We start from the raw sequence: 20,412 nt of genomic DNA on the forward strand, positions 1-20,412 counted from the left end.
AAGGCGCGGACGGCGGCCGACGCCGCACACACGTAAGGCCCCGGCCGCCGGATCCACCGTCCGGCCGGGGCCTCTCCCAAGATCCGCAGATCCGCGAGGCGGACGTCAGCCGTTGGGGCGGAGCGTCCAGATGACCGTCATCTCACCGGTGACGGCGCCGTCCTCGCGCTGGATGGCGACGGCCACCGGGAACTCGGGCCGCTTGCCCTCGTCGAGCTCGGCGACGACGTCGGCGATGGGGCGGCCGAGGGTCGCGGTGGCCTTGACCGGCCCGAGGGCGATCTTCTTGAACGCGATCTCGGCGGTGACCGGAAGCGGCACGGCACGCGCCAGCTGGTCGCCGAAGGCGGCGAGGACGATCGCACCACTGGCGGACTCACCGAGGGTGAACATCGCCCCGGCGTGCGGCCCGCCCACGTGATTGCGGTACTCGCCCTGGTCCGGCAGGGACAGCACGGCCCGCTCCGGAGTGGTCTCCAGGTACTCCAGGTTCAGCGTCCGCACCATCGGAACCGTGGCGGCGAGCAATTCGCCGATCGACATCTGGTCTGTGCTCATGCCCGCCATGTTACTCACGAGTAGCAGTGCCTGACCAGAGCCGGTCCGATGATCGCTGTATCGTTACGGCCCATGTGGCCAGGGGGTACCTGGGACAGCAGCCCGCCCAGTGGCCCGCACCGCCCACCGTGACGCCGCCCGGGCCGGACGGCGGTGGCCGGCGCTCGAAGGACTGGATCACCTACGTCACGGACGACGCCGGCTCCGGCGACAAGGTGATCAGGCGGCACGTGTGGTGATTCGGTGTGGTCGTTGATTCGGTACGTCCCTGACAAGGGGCGGTGACCGAATCGTGTCCCTGGCGCCGTTAGGGTAACTGCCCATGTGGCCAGGACAGCAGCCGCCCGGGGGCGAGCAGAACCCGCAGAACAACCCGTATCAGCAGCCGGGTTACCAGCAGCCGAATCCGTATCAGCAGCCCGGCTACCAGCAGTATCAGCAGCCGAACCCCTATGGGCAGCAGCCGCAGTGGGGCGCCCCGGGGCCGGTGGGCGGGCCCCAGCCGCCGCAGGGCGGTGGCGGCGGAAACCGGACCAAACTGATAGCGGTCGTCGCGGCGGTGGCCGTGGTCGTCGCGGCCGGTGTGACCGGATTCCTCGTCCTCGGCGGGAACAAGGACGACAAGGCGGACGGCGGTTCGGGCAAGAAGACCAGCCAGTCGCCGAGCCCGGAGCCCACCGCCACCTCGACGGACTCGAACGACAACCCACGGGGCGACGAGACCGAGAAGCCGCTCGTCGCGGGCTGGAAGGTCGTCGTCAACCCGAAGTGGGGCACGGCCTTCGACGTGCCGGCGGACTGGCAGGTTCTCAGCCCGGGCACCTCGATCGGCTTCGAGGACCGCAAGTCGAGCGACGGCAAGCCCCTCATCACGATGTCGGCACCGGCCGAGTACAAGTCCAAGTGGTGCACGTCCGACGACGACAAGGACGGCAGGTCGGACGACACGGCGCTGGCCGCGGTGGGCACCAAGGGCGAGAGCGGCGCCAAGAGCGCCGGCGACGCTGCGATCCGCGAAGTGCCCTGGTGGGTGTACGGCGGCTACACACAGCCGGACAAGAAGAGCATCACCTACGACAAGAAGGCCACGGACTTCACGACCAAGTCGGGCGTCAAGGGCGCCTACGCCTGGGCGCGTTCGACGAACGCCCCGCGCAAGGGCAAGTGCGCCACCGACGGCAAGTCGCTCACCTTCGGCTTCGAGAACTCGGCCGGAGACATCGTGTCGTTCAACTTCTACGGCGCCAAGGGCGTGAAGGAGGAGGTCGACACGGCGACCATCATGAAGATCCTCAGCACGGTACGGCTGCACGGGGACCCCACCCAGAGCTGACCGCGGGGCTGGTCGCCCGGTGCCTCACCAGTTCTGGCACGCGTACCGGGCGGCTCCGCCGCGGACGACCGCGAACGGCTCAGCCGATGCCGAACGCGCCGTCGGGGGGCTCGGGTGACGGTACGGCGTCCTCGTCACGTACCGGGCGGGCGCCGCCGATGAACTCGCGCAGCGCGGGGCCGTGTTCGACCCGGGCAGGGAAGGCGTCGGAGGCCGTGCGGCGGGCCAGGGCGGCCGTGTCGACCGGGTGGTGCGAGGCGACGAGCACCGCGTTGCCGAACCGGCGGCCGCGCAGCACACCCGGCTCGGCGATCAGCGCCAGCTCCGCGAACACGGCGGCGAACGTGGCGAGTTGGGAGCGGAGGAAGGCGAACGGCGCTGCGTCGGCGAGGTTGGCCAGATAGACGCCGTCGGCCCGTAGGACCCGCTCGGCCTCGCAGGCGTAGGCGAGCGAGGTGAGATGGGCGGGGACCCGGGAGCCGCCGAAGACGTCGGCGATCAGCACGTCGGCCGAGTGGTCCGGGGCAGACTCCAGCCAGGCGCGGGCATCGGCGGGGTGCACGGCGATCCCGGCACCCTCCGGCAACGGCAGATGCTCCGCCACCAGCTCCAGCAGCCCTCGGTCGGCCTCCACGACGTCCTGCCGGGAGCCCGGCCGGGTCGCCGCGAGGTACCTGGGCAGGGTGAGCGCTCCCCCGCCCAGGTGCACGACGTCCAGCGGCCGCCCCGGTTCCCTCACGGTGTCCAGCACATACCCGAGCCGCCGCGCGTACTCGAACTCCAGATGCGTCGGCGCGTCCAGGTCCACGTACGACTGCGGCGCCCCGTCGACCGTGAGCAACCAGGCCCGCTCACGGTCGACGTCGGGCATCAGCTTGGCGGTGCCGTGATCGGTGGCACGGGTGACGGGTATCGGCTCGCTCACGTCCCCCATTGTGCCGGTGCGAGATCCTCCCGCGCGCCGGTCAGCCCAGGGACGTCACCGTCCCGGCCCCGACCGTCCGCCCGCCCTCGCGGATGGCGAACCCGAGCCCCGCCTCCAGCGGTACGTCCCGCCCCAGCTCCACGGTCATGGTCACCGTGTCCCCGGGCCGGGCCACCGCGACCTCACCGAGGTCGACGTCCCCGACCACGTCCGCCGTACGGATGTAGAACTGCGGCCGGTAACCGCTCGACACCGGCGTCGTACGACCGCCCTCGCGCCCCGACAGCACATACACCCGCGCCGAGAAGCGCCGGCTGGGCACCACACTGCCCGGCGCGGCCACCACGTGCCCACGGCGGACCGCGTCCCGGGGGACGCCCCGCAGCAGCAGCGCCACGTTGTCCCCGGCCTGGGCCTCCGCCATCGGCTTGCCGAAGGTCTCGAGGCCGGTCACGACGGTGTCGATGTCCGCGCCGAGCACCTCGACGCGGTCACCGACCCGGACCGTGCCGCGCTCGACCGCGCCCGTCACGACCGTGCCCCGCCCGGTGATGGTGAGCACGTTCTCCACCGGTAGCAGGAACGGCGCGTCCAGATACCGCTCGGGCATGGGCACATAGGTGTCCACGGCGTCGAGCAGCGCCTCGATCGACGCCGTCCAGCGCGGGTCCCCTTCCAGGGCCTTCAGCCCGGAGACCCGTACGACGGGTACGGAGTCGCCGCCGTAGCCCTGTGCGGTGAGCAGCTCCCGTACCTCCAGCTCGACCAGGTCGGTGAGCTCCTCGTCGCCGGCGTCGGCCTTGTTCAGCGCCACCACGATGTGGTCGACGCCCACCTGCCGGGCGAGCAGGACGTGTTCGGCGGTCTGCGGCATGATCCCGTCGAGCGCGGAGACGACGAGGATCGCCCCGTCGAGCTGCGCGGCGCCGGTGACCATGTTCTTGACGTAGTCGGCGTGGCCCGGCATGTCCACGTGCGCGTAGTGCCGGGTGTCGGTCTCGTACTCGACGTGCGCGATGTTGATGGTGATGCCGCGGGCGGCCTCCTCCGGAGCGCGGTCGATGCGGTCGAACGGCACGAATGTGCCGGTGCCGCGCTCGGCCAGCACCTTGGTGATGGCCGCGGTCAGGGTGGTCTTGCCGTGGTCGACGTGGCCCATCGTGCCGATGTTCAGGTGCGGCTTGGTGCGCACGTATGCCGTCTTGGGCATGGCTCTACCTCGAAGCCTCGTAAGTGGTGATGGGACCCCAGGCAACTGGCCGACCCTCCCCCCTGCGGGGTCCGCCGGACGATCCGGAGAGGGTCAGCTTCGGGCGCCGTCGACAGCGGCCAGGAAGATCGGGACGGCAGCCTTCGGAGCATCCGCGACCGCGGATGCTGCGAGAACGAAGGCGTACCGGAACATGGAGACGATCATCGCCGACGCCCTGTCCCGCGTCGAATGGTTTTCCCGGGGCGGGTCCGGCCGTCGGGCGGGTCCGGCCGTCGGGCCGCTTCAGCCGCCGATGTTCTTCAGCGCCTCCCGGACCGTCAGCGGCGCGAACCTCCCCCGCTCACGGGCGAGGAAGGACCGTACGGCCTCCGGGTCGGTCTTGGCGTACTCGCGCAGGCACCAGCCGATCGCCTTGCGGATGAAGAAGTCGGTGTGCCCGGACTGGAGCAGGCAGTAGGAGAACAGACGGTCGGCGTCGGTGTGCTCCTTGTAGCGCAACTGGTGGAGGAGGGCGGTGCGGGCGACCCACAGGTCCTTGTCCGCGATCCACCGGTCCATGTCGGCGGCCAGAGGCGGGTCGGCGGCGACGAGCGCGCCGACGACATGGGCGGCGAGCAGGTCGACCGTGTCCCACCAGGGGACGGTGGTGACGAGGTGCCGGGCCACCGGCAGGAAGGCCGACGAGCAGCGCCCGGCGTGGCGGCGCAGATAGTCGGCGGCGAAGTAGTGGTACTCCCGCTGCGGCAGCGCCCAGCAGCGCAGGGCGATCGCCGTGCAGTCGGCCTCGTCGGGGCGCGGGGTGCCCGCGAGGACGGTGCGGGACAGCGCGCGGCGAGCCGGGGTGGGGATGCCCAGGAAGGGGGTCACGTCCTTCATGTAGGCCCGCATGGCCGCGGCCCGCTCCGGGTCGGCCGCGGCGGCGTAGACGGCGGTGACCCGCTCCAGCACGGTGTCGGCGAGATCGCTGGGCGGCACGTCCGCCGGGCGGGCACCTGTGACGGTCATGAGACGAACCATACGGCGATCAGACACATGCGTCGGTTAGTGTCACCGGATGCTCGATGCCAACCGCTCTGGCACCGCCACGGCCTCTCCCCGGGCCGCCGCCACGGAGCTCGCCGTCGCTGTCCCCACAGCCGTCGCCGTCCCCACGGCCGTCACGGTTTCGCCGCTCACGCGCGCGGGTTTCGTCGCGCGGTGCACGCGCGTGCTGCTCTCGCCCTGGTCGCGGCTGTCCCTTCTCGTGGCGCTGCTCGCGGCCGCCGCCGCGACCATGCTGCTGTTCGAGCCACAGAGACTGATCACCCACGGATGGCCGCCCCAGCTCGGCGGCGCCGCGGCGACGGTGGTCTTCGCGGCGGCGTACGGGCTGTGCACGGTGGCGTTCGTGCCCCGGCCGCTGCTGAACCTGGCAGCGGGTGCCCTGTTCGGCTCGCAGCTGGGGCTCGGCACGGCACTGGCCGGTACGGTGCTCGGCGCCGGGGTCGCCTTCGGCCTGGGCCGGGTGCTCGGCCAGGACGCGCTGCGTCCGCTGTTGCGCGGCCGCTGGCTGAAGGCCGCCGACGGCCAGCTCAGCCGGCACGGCTTCCGTTCGATGATGGCGGCGCGGCTGTTCCCCGGCGTGCCGTTCTGGGCGGCGAACTACTGCGCCGCCGTCTCCCGCATGGGCTGGCTACCGTTCCTGTTCGCGACGGCGCTCGGTTCGGTGCCGAACACCGCCGCGTACGCCGTCGCCGGGGCCCGTGCCTCGGCGCCGACGTCCCCGGCCTTCCTGCTCGCGATGGCGTGCATCGCCGTACCGGCCCTGGTGGGCGCGGTGGTGGCCTGGCGCAAGCGCCACCACCTGCGCGCACCCTGAAGCGCCTGAAGCACCTGAAGCACCTGAAGCGTCCTGACGCGCCGTTACATGCCGTTACGCGGCTTCCAGGATCATCGCGTTGGCGAGTCCGCCCGCCTCGCACATCGTCTGCAGGGCGTAGCGGGCGCCGCGCTCGCGCATCGCGTGGACGAGGGTCGTGGTCAGGCGGGTGCCGCTGGCACCCAGGGGGTGGCCGATGGCGATCGCGCCGCCGTGCACGTTGACCTTGGCGAGGTCGGCGCCGGTCTCCTGCTGCCAGGCCAGGACCACGCTGGAGAAGGCCTCGTTGACCTCGAACAGGTCGATGTCGTCGAGGGTGAGGTGCGCCCTGCGGAGCACCTTCTCGGTCGCCGGGATGACGCCGGTGAGCATCAGCAGCGGGTCGGAGCCGGTGACGGCGAAGCTGTGCAGGCGGGCGATCGGGCGCAGGCCGAGGCGGGCCGCGGTCTCGCTGGAGGTGATCAGCACGGCGGACGCGCCGTCGTTGACGGGGCTGGCGTTGCCCGCGGTGACGTTCCACTCGATCTGCGGGAAGCGCTCGGCGAACGCGGGGTCGTGGTAGGCGGGCTTGAGACCGCCGAGGATCTCGGGGGTGCTGCCGGGCCGTACGCACTCGTCGCGGGCGACACCCTGCAGGGGGGCGACCTCGGCGTCGAACAGGCCCGCGTCCCAGGCGGCGGCCGCCTTGTGGTGCGAGGAGACGGCGAAGGCGTCCATCCGCTCGCGCGTGAGGGACCACTTGGCCGCGATCAGCTCGGCGCTGATGCCCTGCGGGAGGAGCCCCTCGGGGTAGCGCTCGGCGACTCCGGGACCGAAGGGGTCCTTGCCGGGCGGCACGTTCGACCACATCGGCACACGGCTCATCGACTCGACGCCACAGGCGACGACGAGGTCGTAGGCGCCGGAGATCACGCCCTGGGCGGCGAAGTGGACGGCCTGCTGGGAGGAGCCGCACTGGCGATCCACGGTGGTCGCCGGGACCGATTCGGGGAAGCCCGCCGAGAGGACGGCGTAGCGGGTGGTGTTCATGGCCTGCTCGCCGACCTGGTCGACGGTGCCGCCGATGACGTCGTCGATCAGGGCCGGGTCGACGCCGGAGCGCTCGACGAGGGTGCGCAGGGTGTGGGCGAGGAGCTCCACGGGGTGGACGTGGGCCAGGGAGCCGTTCGGCTTGCCCTTGCCTATGGGGGTGCGTACGGCTTCGACGATGACTGCGTCACGCATGGTGCGGGCCTCCTTGGCCGCCGGGGCGACGACCGGTGTGATTACCGGCGCGATTACTAGTGAGTAGGAAATCCGAACTCACCATAGCTCGCCGAGTTGGAAAATCAAACCCTCACCTAGACTGGGCGTCATGGCCGCCATGAAAGACCCGCGCCCCTGCTCCATCGCCGACGCCCTCGCGCTCGTGGGCGAGAAGTACTCCCTGCTCGTGCTGCGGGAGGTGTGCCTGGGCAACGGCCGCTTCGACCAGCTGGTCCGCAACATCGGGGCCCCGCGCGACGTCCTGGCCACCCGGCTGCGCCGGCTCGTCGACGCGGGCATCCTCACCAAGCGCGCCTACAGCGAGCGCCCGCCGCGCTTCGAGTACCGGCCCACACAGGCGGGCCTGGAGCTGGAGCCGGTCCTCATGACCCTCATGGCATGGGGCGACCGCCATCTCCGCGGGGACGACGACCGCCCCATGGTGATCGAGCACATCTGCGGCAACGAGCTCGTCGCGGTCGTCACCTGCTCGGCCTGCGGCGACCCCGTGCGCCACGAGGACCTCACGGCCCATCCGCAGGCCCCGGGCTGGACGCTCAGGGGACCGTCGGCGGCGTAGGCGGTGTGGGCGGCCCTACGACCCCTGCCCCTGCACGTCGAGCCCATACGCGTCGAACCCATACACGTCGAGCCGCCCGCACATCCCGAACTTCCCGTGGGACGAAGGCCGTTCGGCCCGTACGACGGCCTCGGCCAGATGGGAGACATCGCCCCGTCCGAGGCGGTCGAGCTGCTCCCCCGTGGCCGCCGCCGCGGCCTCGGCGCCGCGCCGCCAGCGCTCGCGCCACTCGGCGAGCCGGGGCCGTACGAGCGCGGCGGCGGCCCGGTGGAAGGCGGCCAGCGCCTCGGGGCCGGAGGCCTCGCGCAGCGCCCGGTAGCCCTGCAGTGCGAGGTCGCGCCGGGCACGGGCGGCCCGCGCCCGTTCGGCCTCCGGCGCGTCCGCCGGGATCGTGGTGGCGGCGGCGTACGTCCGCGGGTCGGCCAGATACTTCGGGGGCAGCGTGAGCACCGCGTCGCCCGCCTCGGGCAGCCCGCTGTTCTGCATGAGGACGGTGATGCGCAGATCGTCCATGTTGACGAGCCGATGGATGGTGCCCGGCGTGAACCAGGCCACCGTGCCGGGCTCCAGGGGCGTAACCTCGTACCCGGACGTGGTGAGCGTCTGTACGGCGCCCCGCCCGGCGGTGACGACGTACGCCTCCGAACAGGCCAGGTGCAGATGGGGAGTTCCGCCCCGGGTGCCGTCGGGTGCGGGCCAGTCGTAGACGCACAGGCGCGAGACCGCGACGCCGCCCGGCAGACCCGTGAACTCCCCTCCGCTCACCACGGATGGGCGTCCAGGTACTTGGCGATGTCCGCCCGCTCCCAGGCGCCGTCCGCGACGACGACCCGGTAGCGCCGCCGGAGCGTGGCGCCGGGGGCGAGTTCCAGTTCGTCGAAGAACGCCCAGGAGGGTGCGACCCCGGCGAAGGGGTCGTTGCGCACGAACCAGTGGGCGGGGTGGGCGCCGCCCGCGCCGGAGTGGTCGTTCTCGGGGGCGTGCGCGAAGACGAGGGTCGCGTGGCCGTCGGCGCCGTCGTGTTCGCCGGTGAGGGCGAGCCAGGGCGACCGGGTACCCATCAGCCCCGGCCCCTCGCCGTCCGGACCGATGATCCGCCCGCCCCGGAAGGCTCGCGGACCGCGCCAGAACAGGCCCGTGTAGCCGGCCATCTCACGCCCGGCGGTGGTCGGGCTGCCGAACCGCAGCGGCTCGTCCCTGCGGTTGGTCACCGCGCTGGTCCAGGTCAGTGCCCATGATCCGGCCCCGGGGTCGACGTCGTGCACCTCGATCCGGCGCTCCTCGTCCGCCCACAGAGTGCCGTCGTACGGGTGCCAGGTCAGCCGCTCGGCGATGACGAACCGCCCGCCGTGCGAGGCCACCTCGTCGAAGCCGACATGCCTCATCGAGCCGACCCGCTCCGGGAGTTCGAGATATCCCTGCCCGTGTACATACGAGTTGCCGCCCCACAGATTGGCCCCGGACAGATGCGAGGCGGTCAGCGACAGGCCCTTGTGCCAGCGGTGGTCGTTGGGCCGGTAGTCGGTGACGACGCCGCCCGCCAGGGTGCGCATCGGGTGGAGGTACGGCTTCGGCGCCTCCCAGGCCGCCTCCGGCCGGTAGACATAGGCGAGCAGCTCGACGCCGGTGACGGGTTCGGTCACCGTGATCCGGTCGCCGTGGGCGTGGACGACGCGCAGCTCGCCGCTCACGCGGACACCTCCTCGCGCCCGGCCGGCGCCCAGCCGGGGGCACCGCCGTGCAGGGCGGTGTAGTACGGATCCCCCGGTCCGATCTCCCCCGCGCGTACGGTCGTGTCGGTGAACGCCGACTTGTAGAGCGCGGTGATCAGCTCCAGGCTGGTGCGCCCGTCCGGGCCGCTGCTGCGCGGCCGCTGCCCGGCGCGCATGCTCGCGACCAGCTCGCGCAGCTGGGCCAGATGCGAACTGGGCACGTCCGGACCGAAGTCCCGCCAGGCCGCCACCTGCTCGCCGGGCACGTCCGGGGCCGGGGTGATGCGCCAGTTGCCGTTGCTGTGGCCGTACAGGTGGGTCAGCTCCACGGTGGCGCGCTCGCAGTCGATGCGGATGCGGCTGACCTCGTCGGGGCTCAGGACGCTGTTCACGACGGTCGCGAGGGCGCCGCTCGCGAAGCGGACCAGGGCGGTCGAGACGTCCTCCGCCTCCACATCGTGGACCAGCCGCCCGGCCATGGCCCGCACCTCGCTCCACGGGCCGAGCAGATCGAGCAGGAGGTCCATCTGATGGATGCCGTGCCCCATGGCCGGGCCGCCGCCCTCGGTGTGCCAGCGGCCGCGCCAGGGCACGGCGTAGTACGCGCTGTCCCGGTACCAGGTGGTCTGGCAGTGCGCCACGAGCGGCCGCCCCAGCGCCCCCTCGGCGAGCAGCCGGCGTACGTGCCGGGAGCCGGAGCCGAAGCGGTGCTGGAAGACGATCGCCGCGTACGGGCCGCCGACCGCGCCCTCCTCCGCCTCGACGGCGTCGAAGTCGGCCAGCGTCGGGACTGGCGGTTTCTCGCACCACACCCAGGCCCCGGCGCGCAGTGCGGCCACGGTCTGCTCGCGGTGCAGCGTCGGCGGCGTGCAGATGGTGACCAGGTCGGGCCGCTGCTCCTGGAGCATGCGGTCCAGGTCGGTGTAGGCGTGCGGGATGCCTGCCTCCGCGCAGAAGGCCCCGGCCGCGCCCGCGTCGATGTCGACGGCGGCCACGACCTCCGTCTCGCCCTCCTCGGCGAGCCGGGCGAGCGCCGGCAGATGGGAACCGCGTCCTATGGCGCCGGTGCCGATGACGGCGGCCCTGATGCGCCTGCCGGTGAGCGGGGCTGTGGAGCGGGGCATGGGCGTGATCAGCACTCCTCCGGGACGGCGGGCACGTATGGCGAGCGGGGTGGCAAGCGATACGGCACGCGGTGCGGCAAGCCGTGCAGCAAGCGCTTTCTCACGCTGCAAAGTAAGCGGCGGCCCGGTGGACGGTCAACACCCCAAGTCGGTAAGCGGTCGGCAAAGGGCTGCCCAAACCCCCTGTGTCCGGGCCGTCGCCCCGGGGCGCTACGCTGCCTTCGGCACACATGATCAGACTTGAATGATGATCACCTTCACCGGACTTTTCCCGATCAGCGCTGGGACGCCCTAACTCCATGTCTTGGTTTGAATCGCTCGTCCTCGGACTCGTCCAGGGGCTGACCGAGTTCCTCCCCGTCTCCTCCAGCGCGCATCTGCGGCTGACCGCGGCCTTCTCGGGCTGGAAGGATCCGGGTGCGGCCTTCACGGCGATCACCCAGATCGGTACGGAGGCCGCGGTGCTGATCTACTTCCGCAAGGACATCGGGCGGATCGTCTCGGCCTGGTTCCGCTCGCTGTTCGACAAGGCGACGCGCCAGGACCACGACGCCCAGATGGGCTGGCTGGTGATCGTCGGGTCCATCCCCATCGGTGTGCTGGGCGTGACGCTGAAGGACCAGATCGAGGGGCCGTTCCGCGATCTGCGGATCACGGCGACCATGCTGATCGTGGTCGGCGTCGTCATCGGCATCGCCGACCGGCTGGCCGCGCGCGACGAGACGGGCGGCCGGCACCGGGCGCCCAAGCAGCGCAAGACCCTGGAGAACCTCCGCGCCAAGGACGGCCTGATCTTCGGCCTCTGCCAGGCCTGCGCCCTCATCCCGGGCGTCTCCCGCTCCGGCGCCACGATCAGCGGCGGCCTGTTCATGGGCTACAAGCGCGAGGCGGCGGCCCGCTATTCGTTCCTGCTCGCCATTCCGGCGGTGCTCGCCTCCGGGGTGTTCGAGCTGAAGGACGCCGCGGGAAGCGGGCACGTGTCGTGGGGGCCGACGCTCTTCGCGACGGTGATCGCGTTCGCGTCCGGCTATGCGGTCATCGCGTGGTTCATGAAGTTCATCTCGTCGAAGAGCTTCATGCCGTTCGTCTGGTACCGGATCGCTTTGGGCATCGTCATCATCGCGCTGGTGACGACGGGGGCGCTCAGCCCGGATGCGGCGGAGTCCGCGGGCTAGCCGAAGCGGATTCATCTCGGCCAACCTCCAAAGACCGGCGGGTCGCGGGACTTTGGGGGCGTCGCGCCCGGGCGTGGCAAGGGCGAAGGTGCCCGCGGCGCCGTACGGCCCTCACCGCGCCATGGCGTGCGGTCACGCAAAAGCCGTGGATCGCGCGCGCCTTCGCCGTCGCGGCCGTGACCAACCGCATACGGTCTGAGTAGCGGTCCGGTAGCGCAGTGTCAGTACTTGCCCCTAGGCTTGTCCGCGTGTCCCCCGATTCCGTGACCCGTGGTTCCGTGCGCTCTGCTGCAGAGGTGAACGAGCAGATCCGGGCGCTGTGGCTGCGTGCGGGCGGATACCTGTCGGCCCAGGACCGCGCGGAGTACGAGCTGTTGGTGGTCGAGTGGGCCGAGGCGATCCGCGACGAGATCATCGAGGCGGCCTGAGCCTTCGGCGACATCAGCGGGGCGGTGGCGGCGGCGATCTCCCGCCCGGCTATGGATACGCACATGGTTGATCACTCTCCGGCGGCAGCTCCCCTGTCGCTCATGAGCGACATGCAGGCACATGCGCTCTCCGGTGGCACGGCAGCCACCGAGAGCTTCACCTTCGGCTGCGCCACGGTCGTCATCGGCGACGCCGGGACGGTGATCATCGTCGAGGCAGGGGACACGCTCGACAGGAGGGGCGTATGGAACGCCGACGAGGTCCGTCCTCTCGGCGATGCGCCGGCGCCGGTCGGAGAGCGACTTGTGGGCGGGCCCCGGGCACGGGGCACGGACGGGGCGGAGCTGCCGGTTCATCTCATGGTCAGAGTCCCGGAAGGCCAGGGCCGACCTGGACTGGGTCCGCCCGCCTCCTCCTCAGCCGGATCTTCCGGGTCTGGAGTGGCTCGGCGATGTGAACGGCGACCGGGCGGCTGTGCTCGAACGGTTCATCACCGGCTGGTACCCGGCCGTGTCCGACGCGCCCACGCCGGCACAACCGCCGTCGCCCGCCCTTGACCTGCCGGACGGGCTGCGGCACTTCCACCGGCCGGCACGGCAGCGCCCTCGTTCCCTGGGGGTGCAGAACCACATCCTCCCCGCCTCCGAGCGTCCGACCGATCCCAACGGGGAGATGCTTGTCTTCGGTGAGGAGAACCAGGGAGGGTTCTCCTGGTCGCTGCTGTGGACGCTTGACGGCCCCGAGGCCGATCCAACGGTGTGGCTCCGCGAGTACGACGAGCCTCCCATCGCCGAGCAGGAACCGCTCAGCGGCTTCCTCCTCCAGTTCTCGCTCTACGAGGCCGCCATGGGCGCCGACTACCTCGCATTCCGCAACCGGCTCACCGCGCAACAGGTCGAGCGGCCCACCGAAGGACTTCGCCCCGTACCCCTGCGCCCGTTCTGGCAGCCACCGACGGGCGCCACGAAGATCCTCCCGGAGTGAGGACACGGTCACCGTTCGTGCCGCAGTGACAGATCTGATGCTCCATCCGATGTGTGACTTGTGGGGAAGGTGTGCACAGTGATGCTGTTGGTGCAGACAATGCGAAGCATTTGGTGTGAATGTGATGACCTTCGCCACGATGTGACCGAAAGAGGCAGTTCCTTACGCAAGGGCGCGTAAGTGCTGCGTACAACCCCTTTGCACCCGTGGAGGTTCCGAGTGCGACCATTCACCCTCAACTACGCCCTGCCCAAGGCGTTTCCGACCGTGGTGACGCCGTACCACTTCGACGAGACCCGTCAGTTGAACGTGCTTCCCGACGGCCGCCCCGCCGTCAGTGACCCGGACCTGCTGCTGGCTGTCGGCACGACCACGTCCACCGCCGGTTCCCAGACCCACTTCGACGACTGACGCTTCGTAACCGAATGACCGTATTGATCCTTACGTCCGAGGAGGACGTGACCGCCGACATGGTGGTGGCCAAGCTGCACGAGAAGGGGACCCCTTTCGTGCGGCTGGACCCTGCGGACCTGCCGGACAAGGTCGTGTTGTCCGCCCACTACGCCCACGGCGACTTCGACGGTCACCTGTCCGTGAACGGACACGTACTCAGCATGGAAGGCCTGCGCTCCGTATGGGTGCGCAGGCCCGGCGAACCGGCGGCGCACGCGACGCACCCCTCGCCGTGGCTGACCGCCGAAGCCCGTCAGGCGCTGTTCGGGATGCTCTTCTCCGCCTCCACCCGGTGGATGAACCATCCGCGCAACGCCGACCGGGCCCGCCTGAAGCCCTGGCAGTTGAAGATCGCTCAGCTCAGTGACTTCGCCGTACCGCCGACCGTCTTCACCACGGCCCCGCGGCTGGCACGGCAGTTCGCGGAGGAGCACCGGCACGTGGTGGTGAAGTCCGCCTCGGGGCCGCCGCCCGGAGACCCCGGCATGGCCCTGCCCACCACCCTGATCGGGCCCGACGCCGACTTCTCGGCCGTCGCGGCCGGCCCCGCGCTGCTGCAGCGTTACATCCCCAAGCGCGCCGACATCCGTCTGACCTGTGTCGGCTCTCGGCTGTTCGCGGCACGAAAGACGGCCGAGCCGGACCAGGTCGACGGGCGCTACGGCGACACCGGGCACGCCTGGGAGGCGGTCCCCGTACCCGAACGCATCGGCCGGTCCGTGCGCGAGTACCTCGCCCTCGGCGGACTGGCGTACGCCGCCTTCGACTTCGCCGAGGACGAGGACGGCATCTGGTGGTTCCTGGAGTGCAACCAGGGCGGCCAGTTCGGCTTCATCGAGCTGGAGACGGGACAGCCGGTGTCGGAGGCGGTCGCCCTGTGGCTGTCACAGTGCACGGTCGCCGACCGCGTACCGGAGCTCCACTGGTGACGCGTCACGCACCTCGTGCGCGGCCCGGAGCACAGGGTCCGCGCACGAGGTGCATCTGTTCTGGTGCACGTCAGTTGCCCGAAAAGGGGCTTGGGGGCACGGGCGCTTCGGAATGATGCCCGTATGACGGTCTGGAAGGTATTGCGCTGGGTGGGGGCAGCTGTCGGTCTGGCTGCTCTGATTGCGTTCTTCGCCCTGGTGGGGCTGGATCGGGCGGATCAGTGGAGCAGCGTGTTGAGTCTGTTCTTCACGGTGGCCGGGTTCATGCTGGCCGTCATCGGCCATCTGCAGCAGAGGCCCGCGAACGGGCCGGCGCCGGTTGCGCGTGGGGGGTCGATCGCATCGGGCGGCAGCGTGCGCGGTTCGAGGGCCGTCGACACCGGTTCGGGTGGTGCTCCGTCCGGTTCATGGACCGCGCCGCCGGGCGGAGGACCGTCGGCCGACCAGGGGTCGATCGCGGCTCGTGGTGACGTCGACGACTCCGAGGCACGGCGGGGTTCGTGATGAGCCGCCGCAAGCCCCGCGCAAAGGCCGGTCGTGAGGCCTCGGGCCTGTCTGCCGACCGGGGTTCGATCGTGGCGGGACGTGACATCAAGAACGCCACGTCCATCCATACGCACACCACGGTGTTGCCCGCGGGAGCGCTGAAGAGCCCGTCGAAGGTGAAGGCACCCCGCGACTGCGGCAACGTGCCGCGCCCGCACGGCTTCGTCGGCCGTGAGCGTCAACTGGCCGCGCTGGACTCCGCGTTCGCCACGTCCGGAGAGGTGGTCGTGCAGGCGCTCCACGGCCTGGGCGGAGTCGGCAAGTCCACGCTGGCCGCCCACTGGGCCAGGACACGGTCGCGCACCTCCCCGCAGTGGTGGATCACGGCCGAGTCGGCCGACTCCCTGGATTCCGGGCTGGCGGACTTCGCGGTCTTTCTCCAACCCACGTTCAGGAGCGCGGAGACCGGAGCCGACGAGCTACGGGAGTGGGCACTGTCGTGGCTTGCCGCCCATCGGGGCTGGTTGATCGTGCTGGACAATGTCAACGACCCCGAGCACGTCCGTCCGGTCATCGACCGGGCCGGTCACGGTGGACGCTTCCTCATCACCAGCCGCCGCGCTACCGGTTGGCACCACCTGTCCTCCACGGTGTCCCTGGACGTCCTGGACGAAGGGGAAGCGGTCGAGCTGTTCACCCGCGTCCTGAACCACGGCGGGGAGCGGGACAGCGACGGTGCGGCCGAGGTCTGTGCGGCAGTGGGCCATCTGCCGCTGGCCGTGGAACAGGCAGCCGCGTACTGCGCCGAGACCGGGGATTCGCCCCGCGCCTACCTGGACCTGCTGACCAGCAGACCGGCCGAGATGTTCGCCACCACCGCGGAAGGCGGGGACGCGGAGCGCACGGTCGCCCGGATCTGGAGCATCACACTCGACCGCCTCAGAGACCTGCCCTTGGCAGGGGAGGTTCTGCGGGTGCTGGCCTGGTACGCGCCCGACGGCATCCCGCGCAACCTCCTCGACGACCTTGCCTACCCGTCCTCTCTTCGGCCAAGGCTCGCAAAGCTGCGTTCTCAGCAGGCGGACAACGCCGGTGCGGTGCGTGTCCGGCTTCACCAGCTCGCCCGCACCTACGTGGAAAGGACGGCCGACCCGCTGGCGCTGAACACGGCGATCGGCAAACTGGCCGCCTACAGCATGATCAGCCAGCAGGACGGCATCATCACGGTGCACCGCCTCGTACAGGCCTTCGCTCGGACGCCCGACCCCGAGGATCCGTACCGCCGGGCAAAGGACATCGCCCGCGCACAGCAGATCGCGGCGAACACCTTGGCGCATCTGCTCCCCACGGATTCGCACGATCCCGAGACCTGGCCGACATGGCACACACTGTTGCCTCATGTGTCCGCTCACACCGATCACACCCCGCCGCAGTCCGAATCACTCACCACTGCCCGACTCCTGAGAAAGGTCTCGACGTTCTATGCGCGGCGGGGCGCCGTGGCTCCGGGAACAGCCGCTGGAATCCGAGCGGCCCACATTCACGAACGTCTGCTGGGAAAGAGGCATCCCGCCACTTTGAGCAGTCGCAACAGCCTCGCGAACGCCCTCCGCGCGGCCGGGGACTTCAAGCGTGCCGTCGAGTTGCTGGAGTCCAATCTCGCGGACACCGAACGCGTCTTCGGCCCTGACCACCCCGACACACTGGCCAGCCGGAACAACCTCGCCAGCGCCTACCAGGACGCCGGCGACCTGAAGCGCGCGATCCCCCTGTTCGAGTCTGCTCTCGCCGACAACGAGCGCATCTTCGGCCCCGCGCACCCCACCAACCTGCTGCGCCGCAACAACCTCGCGCTCGCCTACAAGAACGCTGGTGATCTGGAGCGCGCCACTCCTCTGCTCGAAACCGCTCTCGTCGATGCCGAGCGCGATTTCGGACCCGACCACCCGGACACCCTCACCTGCCGCAGCAACCTCGCGGCGGCCTACCAGCACGCAGGTGATCCAGAGCGCGCGATCGCCCTGTTCGAGTCCACGATCGCCGATACCGAGCGCGTTCTGGGACCCGACCACCCCGACACCCTCATGCGCCGCAACAACCTCGCGAACGCCTACGAGCGCACCTGCGACCTGAAGCGCGCGATCCCCCTCTTCGAGTCCACGCTCGCCGGTTCGGAGCGGGTTCTCGGGCCCGACCACCCCAGCACCCTCACCATTCGCCACAACCTCGCGACCGCCTACCAGCACGCCGGGGAACTGAAGCGCGCGATCGCCCTGTTCGAATCCACACTCGCCGATACCGAGCGCGTGCTCGGACCCGACCACCCGAACGCGCTCGCCCGACGCAATCAACTCAAGCGCGCCTACCAGGCTCGTGGCTCGCAGTAGGCGGAGTGGAAGTTGTCCCCGCGCGCCTCTTGGCTCCACCCGTCCCGTGCCCAACACTGTGCCGATGACGCAGCGCGTGGAGCTCGCGACCGTGATGGACCGGCTGGCCGTGGACGGCGTGGTCACCGAGTACGCGGTGGCCGTGGACGACGGTGACTGGGCGGCGTACCGGACACTTTTCACGAGGGACGGGCGGGCGGACTACCGTTCCGCCGGCGGGATCGAGGGGGACGCCGGCCGGGTCGCCGGGTGGCTGGCCGAGAGTCTGGGGCTGTTCTCGATGCGGCAGCATCTCATCGTCAACCGCCGGATACGGTTCGGGGTCCTGGAGCAGGACACCGGGGACACCGCGCGGGTGCAGGCCGACTACGTCAATCCGATGCGGTTCGCGGGCGGCGACGGCGGAACCACGGCGCCGGACTTCGTGTGCGGCGGCCGGTACTCCTTCGGGCTGCTGCGGACCGCCGAGGGCTGGCGGCTGCGCGAGGTCGTCGTCCAGGAGAAGTGGCGCCGTCTGCCCGACCCGCGTCCGGCTCCCGTGACCGGCTGAGCCGAGGCCCTCTGTCCGGGAGGGCTCCCCGGCGGCCACACTGGAAGGAGCGGCCGGGTAGGAGGCGACGTATGAAGACGATCGATCGCTGGCTCGCCTCCCCCTGGCGTCGCTCCGTCGCCGTCGTCCTCGCCGGAGCCCTGCCCGTGTTCGCCTTCCCGGCGCCCGCGCTGTGGTGGTTCGCGTACGTCGCGCTGGTCCCCTGGATCCTGCTCGCCCGCTCGGCCCCGACCGGGAAGCGGGCGGCGTACGACGGCTGGCTGGGCGGGCTCGGGTTCATGGTGGCGGTGCACCACTGGCTGCTGCCCAGCCTGAATGTCTTCCTCTTCCTGATCGCGGGGCTGCTGGGCGCGCTCTGGGCGCCCTGGGGCTGGCTGGTGCGCCGGTTCCTGGGCGGGGTGCCCTCGCCGGGCCGGGGCGCGGCCGCCCTGGTGGTGCTGCCGTCCGGCTGGCTGGCGGTGGAGCTGGTCCGGTCCTGGCAGGGGCTAGGCGGTCCCTGGGGCCTGCTCGGCTCCAGCCAGTGGCAGGTGGAGCCGGCGCTGCGGCTCGCCTCGGTGGGCGGGGTGTGGCTGCTCAGCTTCCTGGTGGTGGCCGTCAATGTCGCGGTCACCATGCTGGTGGCGATACGCGCGGTCCGGATACCCGCCCTCGCCTCGCTGGTCGCCACGGCCGCCGCGACCTCGGCGGCCTGGGTGTGGTCGCCCCGCCCGGACGTCGACGGACGGGTCAGGATCGCCCTCGTACAGCCCGGTGTGATCAACGGCGCCGACCAGCGCTTCGACCGCGAGGAGCAGCTCACCCGGGGGCTCGTCGGGCAGCGCCTCGACCTGATCGTCTGGGGCGAGAGCAGCATCGGCTTCGATCTGGGCGACCGGCCGGACCTGGCGAAACGGGTCGCGGCCCTGTCCCGGCAGACCGGCGCGGACATCCTGGTCAACGTGGACGCCCGCCGCTCCGACCGGCCCGGCATATACAAGAGTTCGGTCCCGATCGGCCCGGACGGCCCGACCGGCGCCCGGTACGACAAGATGCGGCTCGTCCCGTTCGGTGAGTACATACCGGCCCGCTCGGTGCTGGGCTGGGCCACCTCGGTAGGCAAGGCGGCGGGCGAGGACCGCCGGCGCGGCACCGAGCAGGTGGTGATGGACGTGGGGCACGGGCTGCGCATCGGCCCGATGGTGTGCTTCGAGACCGCGTTCCCGGACATGAGCCGGCACCTCGCGCAGGACGGCGCCGACGTGCTGCTCGGCCAGTCCGCGACGTCGACGTTCCAGCAGAGCTGGGCCCCCGAGCAGCATGCCTCACTGGCCGCGCTGCGCGCCGCCGAGACCGGCCGTCCCATGGTGCACTCGACGCTGACCGGCGTCTCGGCCGTCTACGGTCCCGGCGGACAGCGTCTGGGCCCGTGGCTCGGCACCGAGGCGAGCACCGCCCAGGTGTACGAAGTGCCCCTGGCCCATGGCATCACTCCGTACGTCCGCTACGGCGACTGGCCGGTGAAGGGCGCCCTGCTCGCGCTGGCCGCCCTCGGCGTGACCGAGGGCGTACGGGCGGTCAGGCTGCGCCGGAGCGCTCCTGGACCGCATGTACGACCCGCTCGCACAGTTCGTGAGTCGCCAGTGCGTCACGGGCACTGAGGACCTTGCCGGCGCGCACGGCGTCGAGGAACGCGAGCACCGCCTGCTCGATGCCGCGCTGCCGGGCGACGGGCACCCAGTCCCCGCGCCGCCGCAGCGTCGGCTGCCCCTTGTGGTCGATCACCTCGGCGAGGTTGACCACCTGGCGCTTGGTGTCCTGTCCGGAGACCTCCAGGATCTCCTCGGCCGAGCCGCTGAGCCGGTTCATCACGCCGAGCGCGGTGAAGCCGTCCCCGGCGAGCTGGAGCACGACGTGGTGGAGCAGCCCGTCCTCCAGGCGGGCGCGCACGGTCACGTCGTCGACCGCGCCCGGCACCAGGAAGCGCAGCGTGTCCACGACGTGGATGAAGTCGTCGAGGATCATCGTGCGGGGCTTCTCCGGCAGCCCGATGCGGTTCTTCTGCATCAGGATCAGCTCGCGCGGGTGGTCGGCGCACTGGGCGTACCCGGGGGCGTAGCGCCGGTTGAAGCCGACGGCGAGGGAGACGTCGCGCTCCTCGGCGAGCTTCACCAGGCGCTCGGAGTCGGCGAGTTCGTAGGCGAGCGGCTTGTCGACGTAGGTCGGTACGCCCGCCTCCAGCAGCCGGGTGACGATCTCGGGGTGCGCGGGGGTGGGCGCGTGCACGAAGGCGGCATCGAGGTCCTGGGCGAGCAGCGCGTCCAAAGTCGTGTGCCGTCGGCCTGCGGGGAGGTGGAGGCCGTCGGCGACCCGGGCGAGGGTCTCGGGCGTGCGGGTCTGCAGGTGCAGTTCGATGCCGGGCCGCATGCCGAGCACCGGCAGGTACGCCTTCTGCGCGATGTCGCCGAGTCCGATGCAGCCGACCTTCACGTGCT

Annotated in this window: 22 protein-coding genes; 13 read left to right on the top strand and 9 right to left on the bottom strand. The window is 71.0% G+C overall.

Going from position 1 to position 20,412, the window contains the following annotated elements; genetic code table 11:
• Window positions 1–105 precede the first annotated feature (105 nt).
• Window positions 106–543, bottom strand: a complete 438-nt coding sequence (locus AB0I54_RS33285) for a DUF4442 domain-containing protein (RefSeq protein ID WP_363300043.1) — start codon at window positions 541–543, stop codon at window positions 106–108.
• Window positions 544–632: 89 nt separating this feature from the next.
• Here AB0I54_RS33285 and AB0I54_RS33290 point away from each other — a divergent pair, with 89 nt between their 5' ends.
• Both AB0I54_RS33290 and AB0I54_RS33295 read left to right on the top strand, forming a co-directional pair.
• Window positions 633–797: a hypothetical protein gene (locus tag AB0I54_RS33290; protein ID WP_363299958.1), complete on the top strand. Its 165-nt coding sequence runs from the start codon at window positions 633–635 to the stop codon at window positions 795–797.
• An 83-nt stretch (window positions 798–880) separates the two neighbouring features.
• Window positions 881–1,891, top strand: coding sequence for a hypothetical protein (locus AB0I54_RS33295; protein WP_363299959.1), 1,011 nt, complete (start codon window positions 881–883; stop codon window positions 1,889–1,891).
• 79 nt (window positions 1,892–1,970) lie between these two features.
• Here the strand turns inward: AB0I54_RS33295 and AB0I54_RS33300 are convergent, their stop codons facing one another.
• From AB0I54_RS33300 to AB0I54_RS33310, 3 genes are all read right to left on the bottom strand, one after another.
• Window positions 1,971–2,816 carry a fused MFS/spermidine synthase gene (locus tag AB0I54_RS33300; protein ID WP_363299960.1) on the bottom strand — a complete coding sequence of 282 codons (846 nt, stop codon included), beginning with the start codon at window positions 2,814–2,816 and terminating at the stop codon, window positions 1,971–1,973.
• 40 nt (window positions 2,817–2,856) lie between these two features.
• The gene (gene tuf, locus AB0I54_RS33305) at window positions 2,857–4,026 is read right to left on the bottom strand and encodes an elongation factor Tu (protein WP_363299961.1); all 1,170 of its coding nucleotides are present in this window, start codon (window positions 4,024–4,026) and stop codon (window positions 2,857–2,859) included.
• A gap of 285 nt (window positions 4,027–4,311) precedes the next feature.
• Window positions 4,312–5,034, bottom strand: coding sequence for a DNA alkylation repair protein (locus tag AB0I54_RS33310; protein WP_363299962.1), 723 nt, complete (start codon window positions 5,032–5,034; stop codon window positions 4,312–4,314).
• Between the two features lie 49 nt (window positions 5,035–5,083).
• On the opposite strand from AB0I54_RS33310, the gene AB0I54_RS33315 reads away from it, so the two are divergent.
• Complete coding sequence (locus AB0I54_RS33315) at window positions 5,084–5,887, top strand: VTT domain-containing protein (RefSeq protein WP_363299963.1); 804 nt, start codon at window positions 5,084–5,086, stop codon at window positions 5,885–5,887.
• Between the two features lie 54 nt (window positions 5,888–5,941).
• Here the strand turns inward: AB0I54_RS33315 and AB0I54_RS33320 are convergent, their stop codons facing one another.
• Window positions 5,942–7,111: a thiolase family protein gene (locus tag AB0I54_RS33320; RefSeq protein WP_363299964.1), complete on the bottom strand. Its 1,170-nt coding sequence runs from the start codon at window positions 7,109–7,111 to the stop codon at window positions 5,942–5,944.
• 130 nt (window positions 7,112–7,241) lie between these two features.
• Between AB0I54_RS33320 and AB0I54_RS33325 the strand changes: the two genes are divergently transcribed.
• Complete coding sequence (locus AB0I54_RS33325) at window positions 7,242–7,712, top strand: helix-turn-helix domain-containing protein (RefSeq protein ID WP_363299965.1); 471 nt, start codon at window positions 7,242–7,244, stop codon at window positions 7,710–7,712.
• A gap of 15 nt (window positions 7,713–7,727) precedes the next feature.
• On the opposite strand, the gene AB0I54_RS33330 is transcribed toward AB0I54_RS33325, so the two are convergent.
• The 3 genes from AB0I54_RS33330 to AB0I54_RS33340 are packed head-to-tail and all read right to left on the bottom strand — an operon-like array spanning window position 7,728 to window position 10,548.
• Window positions 7,728–8,480, bottom strand: a complete 753-nt coding sequence (locus AB0I54_RS33330; RefSeq protein ID WP_363299966.1) for a cupin — start codon at window positions 8,478–8,480, stop codon at window positions 7,728–7,730.
• A complete protein-coding gene (locus AB0I54_RS33335; RefSeq protein WP_363299967.1) occupies window positions 8,474–9,403 on the bottom strand; it encodes a PmoA family protein in 930 nt (309 codons plus the stop codon). The genes AB0I54_RS33330 and AB0I54_RS33335 overlap by 7 nt, the downstream gene beginning before the upstream one ends.
• Window positions 9,400–10,548 (bottom strand): Gfo/Idh/MocA family oxidoreductase, encoded by a 1,149-nt coding sequence (locus tag AB0I54_RS33340; RefSeq protein ID WP_363299968.1) that lies wholly within the window; start codon window positions 10,546–10,548, stop codon window positions 9,400–9,402. Before AB0I54_RS33340 ends, AB0I54_RS33335 begins: the two co-directional genes overlap by 4 nt.
• Window positions 10,549–10,847: 299 nt before the next feature.
• Here AB0I54_RS33340 and AB0I54_RS33345 point away from each other — a divergent pair, with 299 nt between their 5' ends.
• The 9 genes from AB0I54_RS33345 to lnt all read left to right on the top strand — a co-directional run bounded on the left by AB0I54_RS33345 (window position 10,848) and on the right by lnt (window position 19,578).
• Complete coding sequence (locus tag AB0I54_RS33345) at window positions 10,848–11,723, top strand: undecaprenyl-diphosphate phosphatase (RefSeq protein WP_363299969.1); 876 nt, start codon at window positions 10,848–10,850, stop codon at window positions 11,721–11,723.
• Between the two features lie 248 nt (window positions 11,724–11,971).
• Complete coding sequence (locus tag AB0I54_RS33350; protein WP_361612515.1) at window positions 11,972–12,151, top strand: hypothetical protein; 180 nt, start codon at window positions 11,972–11,974, stop codon at window positions 12,149–12,151.
• Between the two features lie 454 nt (window positions 12,152–12,605).
• Window positions 12,606–13,136 (top strand): hypothetical protein, encoded by a 531-nt coding sequence (locus tag AB0I54_RS33355; protein WP_363299970.1) that lies wholly within the window; start codon window positions 12,606–12,608, stop codon window positions 13,134–13,136.
• Window positions 13,137–13,355: 219 nt separating this feature from the next.
• Entirely contained in the window at window positions 13,356–13,547 is a 192-nt protein-coding gene (gene tgmA, locus AB0I54_RS33360; protein WP_263206284.1) for a putative ATP-grasp-modified RiPP, read from the top strand.
• Window positions 13,548–13,561: 14 nt separating this feature from the next.
• A complete protein-coding gene (gene tgmB / locus AB0I54_RS33365; RefSeq protein ID WP_363299971.1) occupies window positions 13,562–14,518 on the top strand; it encodes an ATP-grasp ribosomal peptide maturase in 957 nt (318 codons plus the stop codon).
• 123 nt (window positions 14,519–14,641) lie between these two features.
• Entirely contained in the window at window positions 14,642–15,022 is a 381-nt protein-coding gene (locus AB0I54_RS33370) for a hypothetical protein (RefSeq protein ID WP_363299972.1), read from the top strand.
• A complete protein-coding gene (locus AB0I54_RS33375; protein WP_363299973.1) occupies window positions 15,022–17,391 on the top strand; it encodes a tetratricopeptide repeat protein in 2,370 nt (789 codons plus the stop codon). The genes AB0I54_RS33370 and AB0I54_RS33375 overlap by 1 nt, the downstream gene beginning before the upstream one ends.
• 64 nt (window positions 17,392–17,455) lie before the next feature.
• The gene (locus AB0I54_RS33380) at window positions 17,456–17,941 is read left to right on the top strand and encodes a nuclear transport factor 2 family protein (RefSeq protein WP_363299974.1); all 486 of its coding nucleotides are present in this window, start codon (window positions 17,456–17,458) and stop codon (window positions 17,939–17,941) included.
• A 71-nt stretch (window positions 17,942–18,012) separates the two neighbouring features.
• On the top strand, window positions 18,013–19,578 hold the full coding sequence (gene lnt, locus AB0I54_RS33385) for an apolipoprotein N-acyltransferase (protein ID WP_363299975.1): 1,566 nt from the start codon (window positions 18,013–18,015) through the stop codon (window positions 19,576–19,578).
• On the opposite strand, the gene AB0I54_RS33390 is transcribed toward lnt, so the two are convergent.
• Window positions 19,496–20,407 carry a Gfo/Idh/MocA family oxidoreductase gene (locus AB0I54_RS33390; RefSeq protein WP_363299976.1) on the bottom strand — a complete coding sequence of 304 codons (912 nt, stop codon included), beginning with the start codon at window positions 20,405–20,407 and terminating at the stop codon, window positions 19,496–19,498. The genes lnt and AB0I54_RS33390 overlap by 83 nt on opposite strands.
• Window positions 20,408–20,412: the final 5 nt, after the last annotated feature.

It is taken from the genome of Streptomyces sp. NPDC050625 (assembly GCF_040654755.1).
Taxonomy (GTDB): domain Bacteria; phylum Actinomycetota; class Actinomycetes; order Streptomycetales; family Streptomycetaceae; genus Streptomyces.